We start from the raw sequence: 16,726 nt of genomic DNA, 5'->3' as shown, positions 1-16,726 counted from the left end.
TCTAGCCCTCAGGGCTTCCTGATGATGAAGTTCAACCAAGGCTCGAGAAATGCAGGGTCGAGTTGTGGGACGACTCGGGACAGCAGCGCCTGATGACGGCCTTTTAGCGTGGTGAAACGCTGGGCGCGTCGCAGCCATCGCAACCCCTGTGTGTAGCGACCGAGGCTGCTCACAATTTCCAGCTCGCCCATGGGGCCGAGGGCGAGTTCAAAGTCGTGGTAGCTGATGCCTCTGCCAAAGCGCTGAAGCAGGGCGGGGTATCGGGGCCGCGCGGCTGGCTCTGCAACAGGTTGCTGAACACCGCCCGCGGGCTGCGGCTTCCGTATTCCCACGCGACTTCGTCCGGCAGCCAGTGATAGAAGGGCAGCCGGGCTGAGTGATCGTCAAAATAGTGAAGGCGATTGGGCGTTTCGATCACGACCCAGAGTCCTCCCGGGCGCAGCATGCTCCAGGTATTTCGCATCGCGATTTCGCGCTCTTCGAAGGTCATGTGTTCGAGCGCCGCAAAAAAGATCACGAAGTCAAAATGATTGTCCGGCAACAGGGCGGCGGCTTCGACCGCGTTGGCCACCACGAAGTGCGGCTTCAAGCCCAGCGTGTGGCAGCGCTCTTTGGCGACCGCGATATGGCGTCGGTTCATGTCGAGCGCGACGACTTCTGCCCCCTGTTCCGCCAGGGCAAGGGTCGACGAACCGGTTCCGCAGCCGATCTCGAGAACCCGGGCGCCGGCGAGCGAACGGGCCGAGTCGAGCCAGGGAATCACCCGGGAACGATCTTGTTCGAGGCGTCCCATCACATGGCCTGCGAGGTGGCGACTGCCCTCTGCGTCTGCGAGATAGGCGTCGGATCCCGGGCTGTAAAAGTCGCGTCGCAGTGCCCGCTCGATTCGCGATTTCGCCGCGTCGTCAATCTCGAGGAAGCGAGCGCGAATATGCGATGGAACGGGGTACAACATTGAATAGAACAAACTGTCGACCCAACCTCGAATGGAGTTCCGCTTTGACTCTGACTTTGACTCTGACGACTTTGAAATAGACATCGGTCGGGTCTGGCGCTCCCTGCAGCATGGCGCCGGACGCGCGATCTCAATGATCACGGCGGTCTGGGGCGACGACCTGCGTTCTGCTGAGTATCGACCGCCTTCTCGTGCTTCTTGAGATCGTCCTCGCTCGGGGCTCGAGCCGGCTCCTTGTAAACCTGATGGGCTCCTATACCGTGACCACATGCTCGATGGCGCTTTTTAGCCGGGCCGCATCCGCCAGCAACCGACCCATGCCCAGTTCGCGGGCTAGAGGGGACAAGCGATGAGCAATACCAAGCTCGATCTGCACGGGTGGATCTTCATGATCCTGGGCGCAGGAATGATCGCAAACGCACTCTGGATGTTCGTGGGGCCAATGCACTGGTACAACGAACTGCCAGCCGGGGTCCCCGATACCGGACCGTTCAATCCACACTTCGTTCGCGATATTGGTTGTGCGTTTCTCACCGCTGGCGCCGGTCTCATCTGGGCGGCGCGATCCAACCGCTACCGCCTGCCCCTGGTTGCAATGTCGACGGTCTTTCTGGGATCCCATGCGCTGCTTCACGTCTACGACACCAGCGTTGGCAACTTGCCCAGCAACCACTGGGGACTCGACCTTGCCGGTGTATATCTGCCGGCAGGTGTCCTGTTGTGGATCATGGTTGGAATGCTGCGCAACGCGAACGCCGGATCAGTCGAGTTCGATGGTGCCGTCGATCCGGATTCGGATTTCACTTGAACCGGCTTCGAGGGCTGGAGGCGCGCCGGCTGTCATCATGGCCATTTCGGCTCTGGCCCGCCTGGGAAATCTCTCCGGGGCATGACCATCGCCGTTGATCGAAAGTCCGACGAGCGACCAATCCCCGGCCCCCAGACCTTTGGCGACCAGCGCAGCGCGGGAGCGAAAAGCGCCGAGCGCTTCTTCGATGAGTTCGTCTTCCAGCGATTTGCGGGTTTTGCTGCTCACCGAAAAGGAAATTCCCGATAGCAGCACCGAATCGCTTTGGAGTTCACCGATCAACTCGGAAAGCTGATCCACGTTTCGGGATTCGATGCGGAGTTCCTGCTGAGCGTGCCAGCGAACGATCCGCCCGTCGCGATGGATCGGACGTGTCGTGTAAGCGCCGGTCTGGACCTCGACCTCGGCTACCGCTTTGGCCGCGGCGACTGCTGTCGTCATCCGGCGATTGACGGCGTCGGCCAGGCGTGCGGGGTCCTTGCCTTCTTCGACGATCGAAAGCCGCGCGACCGCCCAATCATTGCTCACCTCCCGCATCACCTCGACGTAGAACGATGCGCGATTGCGCGGGTCTGCATCCCCGTGGTCGATGGCTAGATCGCGAGCCAGGGCTTCATTGTGGGCTACAGCGGTCAAGGCCGCGGCCAGGGTGAAGATTGCGATCCAAGTGAATTGACGAACCATCGGTTGCCTCCGTTTCGTTTACTTTTTGGGTGCCGGGATACGATCCGGACCCCGGACTTCGCTTGCCAGTTCACGCACGTTGATCTGGCGGCGAAGCAACCAACAAACGCCCAGCAGATCCCGGATCCCGCGAAGAGCGCGTCCCAGGTTGGTGTACTTGGTGCGACCGTGCATGCGCTTTCGGTGAGATACGGGAACCTCGAGCAGGCGAAATCCGGCGCTCTGCAGCAACGCGGGGATGTAGCGGTGAAACCCGTCGAAGGGAACCAGGTGCGGAATGCATTCGCGCTTCATGGCTTTCGGTGTACCGCTCGTATCGCGCATTCCGTCGCCGGTAAAGAAGTTACGCACGCCGTTGGCGATTTTCGAAGCCACGATGCGATTGAACTTGTCGCTCCGGTTGACGCGACAGCCATTCACGAAATCGTACCGGGGAAAGTGTTCCAATATTTGCTTGATGTCCGCAGGATCGCTCTGGCCGTCGCCATCCATCAGTACGCACACATCGCCAGTCACTTGAAGCAAGCCGCGATAGATCGCCGCGCTTTGCCCCAGATGCTGCGGGAGTCGATCCACCTGCACTCCCGGTTGCACGGCCAGGGCTCGGTAGGTGCCGTCGCTGCTGCAGTCGTCCACGGCGATCAGCTGGGCTTCGGGATAGAAGCGCTTGATCTCGTCGAGTACGGGCCCGACGTTTGGCTCTTCGTTGTAGAAAGGAATGACGATCGACAGTTTCACGGCGAGCCTCATGACGAAAGCGACTCAAGCCTACCCCAAGCCAGCGGCCCAGCTGACACCGTGGCGGGGTCGGCGTCGGGCGCCCTTACCGTGTCACTGGAGACTCCGTAGCCTGATTCCCCCAAGAGAGCATGATTCGGCAAATCTAGCCAAAATAAGTCCAGATTTGCGCTTCCGGTGCCGACGCGCTAATCAGTGCCGCAATCCGGGGTCCAGGACCCCGATACGGCGTCCAAAACGACGCCACCTTTAGCGGTACCATAGCGGCGACAACAGGACCTCAGCAGTACTCCCCTCCGAGGTCTCGCCGCCAATCACTTGATCTTACCCTTATCTGTTGTGCGGGTTCGAACGCTACGACCGCGTAGTGCGCACTCTATTCGTGCGCCGACGGCGCGGTGGAGATCCATCTAAATACCATGGCTGCACCTGTAACTGAAACACCGACTGGTTTTGACCTGTTCGGCTTCCATCCCTCTATCGCTCGCGGCGTAAACGCTGCTGGCTTCACCAATCCTCGGCCCGTTCAGGCCGAAACGATTCCCGCGGCCCTCGAAGGTCGCGACGTGCTCGGCCTGGCCCAGACCGGAACCGGCAAGACGGCGGCATTTGCGCTTCCGTTGCTGGACCGCTTCGCCCGCGGGCGCAAGCGCGGACCGCGGGCACTGGTGCTCGCACCCACGCGGGAACTCGCAACGCAGATTGATGCCGAGATCCGGCTGCTTGCGCGTTTCACCAAAATCAAAGTCGCCACCATCTACGGCGGCGTTCCGATTAGCAAGCAGATTCGGGCCCTGCGCCACAATCCGGAAATTGTCGTTGGTTGTCCCGGACGTATTCTCGACCTGATGGGTCGCGGAGTGCTTCGCCTGAATGGGATCGAGACCCTCGTGCTCGACGAAGCGGACCACATGTTTGACATGGGGTTCTTGCCCGATCTGAAACGAATTCTCAAAGAGCTGCCGTCGGATCGACAGAACCTGCTCTTTTCGGCAACCATGCCCAGCGAGATTCGAACGTTTGCCGACTCACTGCTGCGAAATCCGCATGTCGCCGAGCTGAATCGAACTGGACCGGCCGAGACCATTGAACACGTTCTGGTGGCGGTAGGCGAAACGCGTAAGCGCGATCTTCTCGAATACATTCTCGAGCAGGAAGGTTGCACGTCGGCCATCGTCTTCACGCGCACCAAGCATCGGGCCAAGCGCCTGGCAGAACAATTGGGCAGGGCCAAGTACAATGCCGTGGCCTTGCAGGGCAACATGTCCCAATCCCAGCGCGACCGGGCCATGGAAGGCTTTCGCAAGCGTCGTTTCGACATTCTGGTCGCGACGGACATTGCGGCGCGCGGAATCGACGTCAAGGGTGTGTCCCACGTCATCAACTACGATGTGCCCAATACGCCCGAGGCCTACACCCACCGCATTGGCCGCACCGGTCGTGCCGAACTCGAGGGTCAGGCCGTGACTTTTGTAACCCGGGACGACGTTTCCTGGCTTCGCGACACCGAGCGCAAACTCGGAGAAAAGATTCCGCGCCGCACGGTGACGGGCTTTGAAGGCGAAGTCCTCGATATGGGTAGACGCGGAAAATCCGCACGCCCAACGGGTCGGCGCGGTGGTAACGGTGGTGGCTACAGCGGGCAAAAGCGATCCGGAGATCAAGCGCCCTCGAGACGCCGCAGGCAAGCCCGACCGGCGGGTTCGTCTACGCGTGGGTCGCGTGGGTCGCGGGGGTCGCGGGGTTAGCAGGGATCGCGCGGAGGCCGTCGCTAGACGGCGCCGCGAGGTTGCGCAAAGCTTTGACCTCGGACGGAAGATCAAGTTCAACTATGCGAATCTTCTGATGTTTCGCCTAGTCGGGTTCTCGATTGCACGGGGATCTTCAAGCGTGAGCTTGTCGACTTGGTCTCGCGTTCGGAAACGGTCTAACTTGGCGATGCCATTGCGAGCAGCACGATTTTGCTGATCGCAGCAGTCTTCACCGCCACCCCCCGTCGACCTGGAACCAAGCCATGACTCGGCGTTCTTTTTCCGAATCGACGTGGGGTGTCGTGAGCTTCTACGGGACGCTCACGCTCCTCTTTACCTGGCCATTGGTTCGCCATCTCACTACGCACCTGCCCCACGGTTCGAACGATATCTGGCAGAATCTCTGGAACTTCTGGTGGTGGCGCGAGGCGCTGGTCGAACTCGGCACCAATCCCTTCGCGACCGAGTACTTGTTCCACCCCCACGGCGTTTCCCTCGTGCTCCACACGCACTCGACCTTCAACCAGATCGTTGCGTTCCCGATCAATTTGCTGCTGGGGCCGATCGCCGCCCTGAACTTCGCAACGTTGCTCGGATTTTTTCTTTCAGGCATCGCCGCGCACCAGCTTGCATTCGAGATCAGCAAAAATAGAGCTGGGGCGTACATGGCCGGTCTGATCTTTGCCTTCTTCCCTCATCACTTCGAGCAGAGTCTCGAGCATCTGAACTTGTCGAGCCTTCAGTTCCTTCCCTGGGTAGCCCTTTATGGGCTTCGCATCGTGCGCGAGGGATCGCGACGCGACGCCGTCATGTTCGGCCTGGTATTCGCCCTGAACGCGTTGAGTTGTCTCCACTACGCGGTCTTTACCTTGTTCATCTTGCCCTGGATCTGGGCCGTCGAGTGGATTCGCGCAGAAGACCCCATCCGCAGTGTTCAGCGGGCAGCTCCCCAACTCCTGATTTCAGCAGCCGTGTTCGGTGTCACGGTGGCCCCGGTCGTCTTGTCGATGTTGTCGCAGGCGTCGGACGTTGCGCTTTACACCAAGCCGCCCATCGACAGGGGAATCGATCTCACGTTCTTCCTGGTGCCGAGCGATCATCACCCGTTGTTCGGGGCATTGACCGAGGCGTACTACAGCGGCTCTCGCACATACCGCACACTCGGGTCCCAGGCGTACTTTGGTTTCGCGGCGCTTTTCCTTGCAGGTCTGGCACTGGTTCGGGCGCGAATGGATCGCTCCGTGGTTGCCTGGACGCTCATCTTGTTCAGTTCGATGGTTCTCGCGCTCGGCGCTCATCCAAGCTTCGGCGGTCAGCCCCTCGGCATCACGCTGCCCCACGCGCTCTTCGAGCACATTCCAGTTCTCGAGAGTTTGCGCGTCGCAAATCGTTTCGTCGTCATCTCCATGCTCGCATTGGCAGTCCTGGCCTCGATCGGCTTCGCCGCGGGCATTCACAAGCGGCGTCATGCCGCCGCCGTCTTCCTCACGTTGATCGGTTTTGAATTTCTCTGGTTGCCCTACCCGGTGCAACAGGTCGCTTTCTCGCCGATCCTCGATCAATTGGCCGACGAGGCCCAAGGTGCCATTCTCGATATCCCATTATCGGATCACAATACCGCCGCGCTCAATCTCGCGTACCAGACCCGGCACCGGCGACCGATTGCAGGCGGCTACATATCAGTCCCACCCCGAGGAATCGCTGCATTGGAAAACGACGCCGTACTCCGGGAATTGGCGGGGTTCGCGCCGCGGGCAACCGGCCAAATCGATGTGAATCATCTTCGCACCCTCGGCTTCAGCCATGTGGTGTTGCACAAGGATCGCACCCGCCAGGCACTGGCGGCCGCACGTGCGCAACTTCCATCGTCGGCGGACTTCTATCAGCGCCGTCAATACGAACCGATGAGCAGCATGCCCCGAGAGGTCCTCGACCGGATTTCGAAACAATTCGAACTTCAACTCGGTCCCCCATCGCACGAGGACTCGCGCGTTCGCGTATTCAAGCTCTCGCCTTGAGCGCGGCGCTCGAGCTCCCGCGCCTCTTTTCGCATCCAATCGGACCAACCGGCAATCTGTGCGCAAGTAAGGTCTGGTCCGATCCGATACGTCCCGGGTGATGAAGACACCGCGCTAGCTCCTGTCCGACCTCAAACGACGCCTGTTTCGCAACAGTGCGTCCGCTCATGTCAGAGACATGAAGAAGCTCTGGAATGGTCTGAGCAAGAACAGTCGTCTCGGCTTCATCTCCCATCTCCAATCCGGTACCGAGTGGAACGAAGAAGAATTTGCCATCGTGGGCGAGCGGTTCGTCGAGCGGATGATGGATCGATACGACGACTACGGTGTGTTCCCGCCAGGGCAATCGAGCATTCTCGAGATTGGCTGCGGGGTAGGGCGCTACTGCCGTCCCCTCGCGAGTCGATTCAAAAACGTATTGGGATTTGACATTTCAGCCGAGATGATCGCGCAAGCCACTGCCCGCTGCGCCGCTCTCGACAACGTTCGCTTCCAACTCAATGACGGCACGTCCTTGGCAGATCAGCCGGATGCGTCTGTCGAGTACTGCCTGTGCGCTGGGGTGTTCCAACATATCACCCACATCGAAGTGATCGAGCGCTATCTGCGCGAGGCCTTGCGTGTGCTGGTGCCAGGCGGTCTCTTCCTGTTTCAATTCGAAGCCAATCGCAGCGAAGCGATCGGCCGCGAACAATTCGGCGCAAAAATTACCGCCGACAAACTCGACGCCGCCCTGCGAGATCAGGGCTATCTCATTCGCGAGTGCTCACAGGACCCCCACGATCCGGTGCAAAATCTCGTGATCGTCCTGGAGAAAACCGACGGGACCGACGCATCGACATCTCAGCGCTCGTTTCGAGACGTGCCAATGACCGAACGCGGCTGGATCAGCGGCATCTATGACGGCATCAAGACGCGAACCTCAATGCACCGACGCCTTTCCGCCGATCCCGCTCCCATGACCTTCTACGACGCCTAGGCTCTAGTTCCGATTGAGGGATCCTGCCTCTGCCTGGGCGCCCCGCATGATGATTCGCACTTCGATAATGATCCGTTCAATCACAGCGAGCCGTTGATCGCGGGGAAGATCGATCGAGCTGGCCCCGAGGTTGAACGCAACGGTGACCATCGCTTCTGCCGCATGATGGACGTAGGCGATCGGCCGCCCGGTCGCGTCGGCTTCACGAATCAAATCTTCCGCCAGGTCCTGGGTGAAGCGTTCGATCTCTTTCGCGATCGCCCGACGAAAGTGCGGCGGAGACCCCGAGCCTTCGCCGAGCAACATCCGAAACAGATTCTCGTTCTTCTCGACAAAGCTCAGAAAGGTCTGAATCGAGGCCCGGATCACGCTGCCCTTGCCACTGTGGTCGACTTTGCGGCGCGCCTCGCGGACGAGTTGACGCAGCGACATCCCCACCTCGTCAACCAGGGCGAGTCCGAGTTCGTCCATGTTCGCGAAGTGTCGGTAGAAGGAAGTCGGCGCGATCCCCGCTTCTTTCGCGACGCCGCGCAAGCTCAAGCTCGAAAAGCCGCGGTCGGCGCTCAGCGCGAGCGAGGCTTCGATGATTGAGCGACGGGTGGCTTGTTTCTGTTCGGCGCGGCTGGGCATGAATGTTGGACCCGGGCTTCCCGTTTTCTAGGGGATTTCCCGAAAAAATATAGCGAACATATGTGCGCTCAAATCGATTCGCTCAAAATTTACAAAATCGTAACCAATCTCGCCCTGATACTCGGTGCGACTGAGTTGACCCGAGAGCTCAACCGAACGATAGTCCAGCTTGAGTTCATTCGAGTAACAGTTGTACGCTTAAAATCTGCATGGATCTGGGAATCGCCGCCCCCCCATTCCCCACAGTACGAATTGACACTTGCTGTCGTGATTGAGCACGACGGTTGAATTGCGTGAAGACACAGCACAAGACGCTGCGCAGATATTTGTGCAAGGGAGTGACATGGAAGCGATCGGGGTCTGGACGGGTGGGGGCAATGGAGCGACCCCGGCGTTCAAACAGGCAGAGTTACTGGCGCTTGCAGCCCAAGTTCGCAGCGCGGCATACGTCGTGCAGGATCCAACGACCGGCGCCCTGGGGATCGCCCAGGGCGGACAGTTCTCCCCCGCTGGCACTCAACTGCCGGCTGGGACGCCCAGCTGGCCAGTGCTGGGGATGCTTCCTTCTATATACCCCGAATGGTTGGGCGATCGATCTTTCTGCGAGATCCACGGGGTTCGCTTTCCCTATGTCTCGGGGGCGATGGCCAATGGCATCGCGACTACGCGCCTGGTCATCGCGATGTCCCGGGCAGGGTTTCTCGGTTTCTTTGGCGCGGCCGGCCTCGGGCCCGCAACGGTCGAGCAGGCCCTCGACGAACTCGAACAAGCGCTTGGCACGACGGACAACGGTGGACTCAGCTGGGGGGCAAACCTCATCCATTCCCCCAACGAACCCGCGATCGAAGAGCGGATCGCAGACCTCTACATCCGTCGCGGTGTGCGCCGGGTTTCCGCCGCTGCCTACATGGGACTGACTCCGCACGTCGTTCGCTACGCATACACGGGGCTGGGCACAGATTCCGCCGGTCGCATCACGCGTCGCAACTATGTGTTTGCCAAGATTTCTCGACCCGAGGTCGCGCGCCACTTCCTCGAGACCGCGCCTGCAGAGATGGTCGATGCGCTCGTTGCAGCTGGCAAGCTCACGGCTGAGGAAGGCCAGCTTGCGCGCCAGCTTCCGGTTGCGGAGGACTTCACTGTGGAGTCTGACTCGGGAGGTCACACCGACAACCGACCGCTGAGTGCACTGCTTCCGACGATTCTCGGTCTGCGCAACGAAATCGCCAGCGCGCGGGGTTATCGGCGTCCAATTCGGGTGGGTGCTGCCGGCGGGATCGGGACGCCGGGTGCCGTCGCGGCGGCGTTTGCCCTGGGTGCATCGTACGTCTTGACCGGCTCGGTCAACCAGGCCTGCGTCGAGAGTGGACTCGATGCGGACGGCAAGCAGATGCTCGCCCAGGCGGGCCTCGCCGACATCATGATGGCCCCGGCTGCGGACATGTTCGAGTTGGGCGTTGAAGTTCAGGTGCTCAAGCGGGGCACGTTCTTCGGCGTGCGCGCCAGGAAGCTCTTGGAGTTGTATCGCGGTTTCGAATCCCTCGATGCGCTACCGGCGGATGAGACGGCGAAGCTCGAAAAGGACATTCTGCGCACTTCTCTCGCGGACGCGTGGCGCGATACCCGGAAATTTTGGCAAGAGCGAGATCCCCGCGAAATCGACAAAGCGGAAGCCGACCCAAAACACAAAATGGCCCTCGTGTTTCGCTCTTATCTCGGCCAGTCGAGCCGCTGGGCCATCGCAGGAATTCGCGATCGCCGCCCGGACTATCAGATCTGGTGCGGCCCGGCGATGGGCGCGTTCAATGCGTGGAGCGCCGGGAGCTTTCTCGCCGAGCCGGAGAACCGCAACGTCGTTCAGGTTGCGCGCAACCTGCTCGAAGGCGCGGCAGTACTGACGCGTGCTCAACAGCTGCGCAGCTTTGGCGTTCCCGTCCCACCGGCGGCGTTTGACTTCAGGCCTCGTCCGCTCAGTTGAATTGAAATCATCGAAGCTGGATCCAATTCGATTTTCGAATCGTTCGAACCAAGGGGTAAAACAAGAGATGTCCAAATCGAATCAATCGTCCCGTCTGCCCATCGCCGTGGTTGGCGTCAGTGCCCTGTTTCCGGGTTCGCTCGACGCCACCGGCTTCTGGAAGGATATTCTCGAGGGAAGCGATCTGATCACCGATGTCCCGCCATCCCATTGGTTGATCGACGACTACTACGACCCCGACCCCTCGGTGCCGGACAAGACCTATGCGAAGCGCGGCGCGTTTCTGAAGGACATCGACTTCGATTCCCTCGGCTGGGGCGTGCCCCCAAACCTCGTCCCCGAAACCGATACCGCGCAACTGCTCGCATTGATCGTCGCCCAGCGCGTTCTCGAAGATGCGTGCAATCAGTCGAGTGAAGCCCTCAAAAAGCTCGATCGTTCGAATATCTCGGTGATCCTGGGCGTGACCTCGGGCCAGGAGTTGTTGGGTTCGATGGTGAGCAGGCTCCAGCGCCCGGTTTGGGTGAAAGCGCTGCGCGACAGCGGCCTGCCCGAAGCAGAGGTGCAAGCGGTCTGCGATCGCATCTCCGATCAGTACACGCCCTGGCGCGAAAGCACGTTTCCCGGGCTGCTGGGTAATGTGGTTGCTGGCCGCATCGCAAACCGACTTGATCTCGGCGGTACCAATTGCGTGACGGATGCCGCGTGTGCCTCGACGTTTTCGGCACTCTCGATGGCAGTCAACGAACTTTATCTCGGCGATTCGGACATGGTCATCACCGGTGGCGTCGACGCGATGAACGACATTTTCATGTTCATGTGCTTCAGCAAAACGCCGGCTCTGTCCCCGACTGGCGACTGCCGCCCCTTCTCGGATCAGGCCGACGGCACCATGCTCGGTGAGGGGCTCGGGATGGTGGCGCTCAAACGTCTCGAAGATGCGGAGCGCGATGGAGATCGAATTTACGCTGTCATCAACGCCGTGGGTTCGTCGTCGGATGGCCGGGCCAAGAGTGTCTACGCGCCGCTTCCAGAGGGACAGGCCAGAGCGCTGCGCCGCACCTACGCACAGACGGACTTCGGCCCGGAGCAGGTGGAACTCGTCGAAGCACACGGGACCGGTACCAAGGCGGGGGACGCCGCGGAGTTCAAGGGGCTCACGACCGCGTTTAGCGAATCGGGCCGGGAAGACATGCAGTGGTGTGCGATTGGTTCCGTGAAGTCGCAGATCGGCCACACCAAGGCGGCCTCGGCAGCCGCGGGACTCTTCAAAGCCGTGATGGCACTGCACCACAAGGTCTTGCCGCCGACGATCAAGGTGGAGCGGCCCAACCCGTTGCTCGAAATCGAACAGTCTCCGTTCCATCTCTCGACGCAGACAAGACCCTGGGTGCGCGACTCGAGTCACCCCCGGCGCGCGTCGGTGAGTTCGTTCGGCTTTGGTGGATCGAACTTTCATATTGCCATGACCGAGTACACACCCAAGGACGGCGTCGCGTCGCGACCTGCGAAGCGCTTGCGGGCTCTCGGCTCCGAGCTGGTGACACTCTCCGGAGGAAGCCCCGACGCTTTGGTCGCAGAAGCACGCTCGCGTGCCAGCGAGAGTTCGAAGTCCGGGTATCTACAATGGCTGGCGCGCACTAGCCAACTTCAGTTCGACCCGGCGGCGCCGGTGCGTCTGGCCGTGGTCGCCAACGACGAAGCCGACCTGGCTGTCAAGCTCGAGCAGGCCGCGACGAGCATCGACAGCGCACCTGCCCAATCGTTTTCGACCCCGACCGGGATTTACTACGGCACCGGTCAGGGCAGTAGCGTTGGAGATCTCGCGTATCTCTTTTCCGGGCAGGGCAGTCAGTACCTGCACATGGGCGCGTCGGTCGCGATGCACTTCGCCAGCGCGATCGAGCCCTGGGATCGCGCGGCGGACTTCAAATGGGACGGGACGACGCGCCTTCATCACGTGGTGTTCCCCCGTACTGCGTTCGAAGACGAGGAAAAGGCCAGTCAGGCCAGCACCCTGTCCGCGACCGAGTGGGCGCAACCCGCGATCGGTTGCACCAGTCTTTCGCTCTTGCGTCTGCTAGACGGTTTGGGTCTGCAAGCGGATTGTTTCGCGGGGCATAGCTTCGGCGAGGTCACGGCGCTGCACGCCGCGGGCGTTCTCAGCGAGAAGGATTTCCTCGCGGTCGCCCGTCGGCGTGGCGAGTTGATGGCCCAGGCTGCGGTGACCCCGGGCGCGATGACCGCGGTGTCCAAGCCGATCGAAGAGATCCGCGACCTGCTCGCGGGCTGGGACAGCCGAGTCGTGATTGCGAATCACAATGCTCCCCAACAAGTCGTGCTCTCGGGAGAGACCGACGAGATCGAGGCCGTCGAGGCGAAGCTCGCCGAGCAGAACATCACGGCGCGCAGGCTTCCCGTCGCAACGGCATTTCATTCACCGGTGGTGGAGAAGGCGAGCGGAGCGTTTGGCGAATACCTGGCGGAGGTCGAGTTCTCCGCCCCGGCGAAACCCGTCTACTCGAATACGACCGGGGCGGTCCACGATCCGAACCCGAACACGCTGCGCGCGAAGCTCGCGGAACAACTCGCTTGCCCGGTGAAGTTCGTCGACATGATCGAATCCATGTACGCAGCGGGTGTGCGGAGTTTCGTCGAGGTTGGACCGGGGTCGGTGTTGACCGGCCTGGTGGGACGAATTCTCGAGGATCGGCCCCATGCCGCGGTGAACCTCGATCGCAAGGGCAGGGACGGAGTGCGCAGCTTCTTCGAGGCGATCGCGCGATTGTCGGTCGAGGGACACGCGCTCGACTACGCATCACTGTGGTCGGACTTCGTCGAGACCGAGAACCCGCACGATCGCGCGGAGCCGAAGCTCAAGATTCCGATCAACGGCAGCAACTACGGCAAGCCATATCCGCCCCAGGGAGGCACAGCCGCGCTACCTGGGCCGAACCCGCCCCGCAAAGAAAAGGAGATCGAGACCGTGTACGTCGAAGTACCTCGCAGCGAATCCGACCGCGCTACCGCACAGACTGCGGCGCCAGCTGTTGTTGATCCGACAATTGTTGATCCGACAGTTGTTGCTCCAACAATTGCTGGACAGATCACACAAAGCACTGCCCCGGCTCCCGCCGCGGCGTCACCCGGTTGGGCGCAGGCTTATCAGGAAGCTCAACGTCACACCGCAGAAGCTCATGCGGCGTACATGCAGGCGATGGCCCAGACCCATACCGCCTATCTGGATACGATCGAACGCAGCTTCCAATCGTTTTCGGTGCAGGCCGGATTGCAACCCGCGGCAACCGCGGCACCGGTTGTGCAGCCAATTCAGGCACCGATTGCTGCGCCGCTCTCTTCACCGATTGCGGCGGCACCCGTGGTGCAACCGGCAATCGCTGTTGCTCAACCCATGCCGACCGCTCCTGCGTTCGTGACGCCGCCGGTCGTCCAGTCCGTCCCCCCGGCCGTTGCTCCGGTGGCGGCACCGGAGGTCGAGCCGCCCGCGGTTCAGCCAGAAGCCAATCGTGGCGGAGTCGATCTGCACGCGTTGTTGCTCGAAGTGGTGTCGGACAAGACCGGTTATCCGCCGGAGATGTTGAACATGGAAATGGAACTCGAGGCTGACCTCGGGATCGATTCGATCAAGCGAGTAGAGATTCTCTCCGCGATGAACGATCTGGCGCCGGGTCTGCCGGAAGTCGATACCGCGGTAATGGCCAAGCTCGCGACCCTGGGCCAGGTGGTCGAATACCTGAACGGGCAGTTGGGACGCGAAACTAGCACGAGCCCGAACCGCGCTTCCGCGGCCGACGAAGCGGCCAGTGATGCCGACGACCCTCCAGTGGGCGCAGGCCTCGGTCGCTATGTGCTCGCAGCCGTCGAGCAGCCGGCGATTGGGATGGCACAAAATGGTCTCTTCGGGGAAGGGCAAATCATTGTCACCGACGAGGGGACAGGGCTTGCGCAACAGGTAGCCGAAGCCCTGGAAACCCGGGGCGTGTCCGCTGTCGCGGTGACGCAAATTCCGGCGGGCGATCTTCGCGGTGTGGTCTTTCTTGGCGGCTTGCGCGAAGTCTCGGACGATCTCGCTGCGACGCGCGTCAATCGCGAAGCCTTCGAAGTCGCCCGTGCGGTAGCAGAGCGATTCGAAGCGAAGGCATCCGGCGAGGGCGTGTTCGTCACGCTGCAGGATACGGGTGGAAACTTTGGAACAGGGGACTTCGCACCAGCGCGGGCCTGGCTCGCCGGATGTGCAGGGTTGGCACGTACCGTCGCCCAGGAGTGGCCGGGAGTTTCGGTCAAGGCGATCGACCTCGAACGCGCGGGACGCAGTGGTGAACAACTCGCCAGCGCGATCGCGGACGAACTCGTTTTGGGTGGCCCCGATCTCGATGTGGGACTCAGTGCGTCGGGCAGACGCGTTGTGCTGCGAAGCCAGCCCGTCGAAGTCGTTCGCGGGACCCCTGTACTGGGCGATGGAGATGTTGTGGTGGCCTCGGGTGGCGCGCGTGGCGTCACCGCAACCACGTTGATCGGATTGGCGAGCGAAGCGGCACTCCGCTTCGTGCTGCTCGGACGCACGGAACTCGCAGAAGATCCGCCGTGTTGCCACGGCGTCGAGGGAGACGCGGCGCTCAAACGCGCGCTGCTCGCACATGCGGTTTCGCTCGGAGAAAAACTGACACCGGTCGCACTCGGCAAGCAGGTCGGCTCAATACTTGCGAGTCGCGAGGTGCGGGACACGGTTTCGCAGATCGAGAAAGCGGGCTCGCAGGCGCGATACATGGCGGTAGATGTAACGAGTCTCGAATCGGTCTCAGCGGCACTGACCGAGGTCCGCGCCGACTGGGGAGACATTGCCGCAATCGTGCACGGCGCCGGAGTGATCGCAGACAAGCGGATCACCGAGAAGACCGGTGATCAATTCGATCGCGTCTTCGATACGAAGGTCGAAGGGCTGCGCACGCTGCTGGCCGCCACGGCCGACGATCCAATCGCGTTGTTGTGCTTCTTCTCTTCGGTAGCGGCGCGCTGTGGAAACGTGGGCCAGGTCGACTACGCGATGGCGAACGAAGTGCTGAACAAGGTCGCGGTTGCGGAATTCAGGCGTCGCAACGGTGCTTGTCTGGTGAAGTCTCTCGGTTGGGGCCCATGGGAAGGCGGAATGGTGAGCCCGCAGTTGAAGGCGCACTTTGAATCGATGGGTGTGCCGCTGATCCCGCTCGGCGTCGGTGCCAAGATGTTGGTCGACGAGGTGGCGGGCAGCGCTCCCGAGCAGATCGAGTTGGTACTAGGGGGCGAACCCAAGGCCGAAGCACTCGCCGCATTGTCGGATCCCGAATTGCAAGGGCGGTCGTTTTCCCTGAGCGTAGTCGTCGGGGACGAGACCCATCCCTATCTCGCGGATCATGCGATCAAGGGCACGCCGGTCGTTCCGATCGCGATGGTGATCGAATGGTTCTCGCGCTGCGCGAAGGCATTTGGTCCCGAGTTGGTGCTCGAGCGTTTGTCGGAGCTCAAGGTGTTGCGCGGAATATCGTTGCGAGAGTTCGCTGGAGGTTGCGAGCATTTGGTCGTGCACGCCCGACAATTGACCAATGGGAGTGGAGCCACGGTGGCCCTGGAATTGGCAGATCGCAAGGGCGGCATCTACTACCGGTGCACCGCGGAACTGGCTACCGAGCGCGGTACCTCGCAGTCCCATGTGGTCGACGAACAGGAACTCGCGCTCGGGAGTTGGGGCGAGGCCGAAATCTACGACGGCGAGCTTTTGTTCCACGGACCCGCGTTCCAGGTGATTCAAAACATCTCTGGCATCTCGGAGCGCGGCATGGTCGCGGAGCTTTCCGGGGTAGAGCAATCGAGTTGGGCGGACGAGCGTTCCAACTCGGGCAAGACGGTGTGGATCACGGACCCGCTCGCGTTCGACGGTGGGCTGCAGCTCGCGTTGCTCTGGTGCAAGCATGTGCTCGGAGGTGCATCGCTCCCGACGGGAATCAACGAGATTCGAACCTGGGCAGACGCACCGACAAGCGAACCGATCCGCTGCACGCTCACGGGCCGGAGTGCTGTCGGGAGCAAGAGCGTTTCGGATCTGGTGTTTCACGATGCCAGTGGCAACCTGCTCGCGGAGTTCATTGGCGTGGAAACGCATCTACTGCCCAGCCAGGAACAGGCGTAGC

11 protein-coding genes are annotated in these 16,726 nt (G+C 61.3%); 6 read left to right on the top strand and 5 right to left on the bottom strand.

Annotation, left to right across the window (positions count from 1 at the left end; all coding sequences use genetic code 11):
* Positions 1–8 precede the first annotated feature (8 nt).
* Positions 9–173 (bottom strand): hypothetical protein, encoded by a 165-nt coding sequence (locus IH881_02480; protein MCH7866534.1) that lies wholly within the window; start codon positions 171–173, stop codon positions 9–11.
* Complete coding sequence (locus IH881_02475; GenBank protein ID MCH7866533.1) at positions 170–967, bottom strand: methyltransferase domain-containing protein; 798 nt, start codon at positions 965–967, stop codon at positions 170–172. Before IH881_02475 ends, IH881_02480 begins: the two co-directional genes overlap by 4 nt.
* Positions 968–1,304: 337 nt before the next feature.
* Between IH881_02475 and IH881_02470 the strand changes: the two genes are divergently transcribed.
* Entirely contained in the window at positions 1,305–1,763 is a 459-nt protein-coding gene (locus tag IH881_02470) for a hypothetical protein (protein MCH7866532.1), read from the top strand.
* Here IH881_02470 and IH881_02465 read toward each other — a convergent pair.
* Complete coding sequence (locus IH881_02465) at positions 1,716–2,447, bottom strand: SIMPL domain-containing protein (GenBank protein MCH7866531.1); 732 nt, start codon at positions 2,445–2,447, stop codon at positions 1,716–1,718. The two genes, IH881_02470 and IH881_02465, sit on opposite strands and share 48 nt — an antisense overlap.
* Positions 2,448–2,465: 18 nt before the next feature.
* Positions 2,466–3,185, bottom strand: coding sequence for a glycosyltransferase (locus tag IH881_02460; protein MCH7866530.1), 720 nt, complete (start codon positions 3,183–3,185; stop codon positions 2,466–2,468).
* A 419-nt stretch (positions 3,186–3,604) separates the two neighbouring features.
* On the opposite strand from IH881_02460, the gene IH881_02455 reads away from it, so the two are divergent.
* From IH881_02455 to IH881_02445, 3 genes are all read left to right on the top strand, one after another.
* On the top strand, positions 3,605–4,933 hold the full coding sequence (locus IH881_02455) for a DEAD/DEAH box helicase (GenBank protein ID MCH7866529.1): 1,329 nt from the start codon (positions 3,605–3,607) through the stop codon (positions 4,931–4,933).
* A 266-nt stretch (positions 4,934–5,199) separates the two neighbouring features.
* On the top strand, positions 5,200–6,954 hold the full coding sequence (locus IH881_02450) for a hypothetical protein (protein MCH7866528.1): 1,755 nt from the start codon (positions 5,200–5,202) through the stop codon (positions 6,952–6,954).
* Between the two features lie 178 nt (positions 6,955–7,132).
* The gene (locus IH881_02445; GenBank protein MCH7866527.1) at positions 7,133–7,933 is read left to right on the top strand and encodes a class I SAM-dependent methyltransferase; all 801 of its coding nucleotides are present in this window, start codon (positions 7,133–7,135) and stop codon (positions 7,931–7,933) included.
* 3 nt (positions 7,934–7,936) lie between these two features.
* Here IH881_02445 and fabR read toward each other — a convergent pair whose 3' ends face one another.
* The gene (gene fabR, locus IH881_02440; protein ID MCH7866526.1) at positions 7,937–8,563 is read right to left on the bottom strand and encodes an HTH-type transcriptional repressor FabR; all 627 of its coding nucleotides are present in this window, start codon (positions 8,561–8,563) and stop codon (positions 7,937–7,939) included.
* A 343-nt stretch (positions 8,564–8,906) separates the two neighbouring features.
* Here fabR and IH881_02435 point away from each other — a divergent pair, with 343 nt between their 5' ends.
* Both IH881_02435 and IH881_02430 read left to right on the top strand, forming a co-directional pair.
* Complete coding sequence (locus IH881_02435; GenBank protein MCH7866525.1) at positions 8,907–10,541, top strand: PfaD family polyunsaturated fatty acid/polyketide biosynthesis protein; 1,635 nt, start codon at positions 8,907–8,909, stop codon at positions 10,539–10,541.
* A gap of 67 nt (positions 10,542–10,608) precedes the next feature.
* Complete coding sequence (locus tag IH881_02430; protein MCH7866524.1) at positions 10,609–16,725, top strand: SDR family NAD(P)-dependent oxidoreductase; 6,117 nt, start codon at positions 10,609–10,611, stop codon at positions 16,723–16,725.
* The last annotated feature ends 1 nt before the right edge of the window (position 16,726 follow it).

It is taken from the genome of Myxococcales bacterium (assembly GCA_022563535.1).
GTDB lineage: Bacteria > Myxococcota_A > UBA9160 > UBA9160 > UBA4427 > DUBZ01.
The sequence above is the reverse complement of the archived record's forward strand: the minus strand, read 5'-3'. Positions and strand labels throughout refer to the sequence as shown.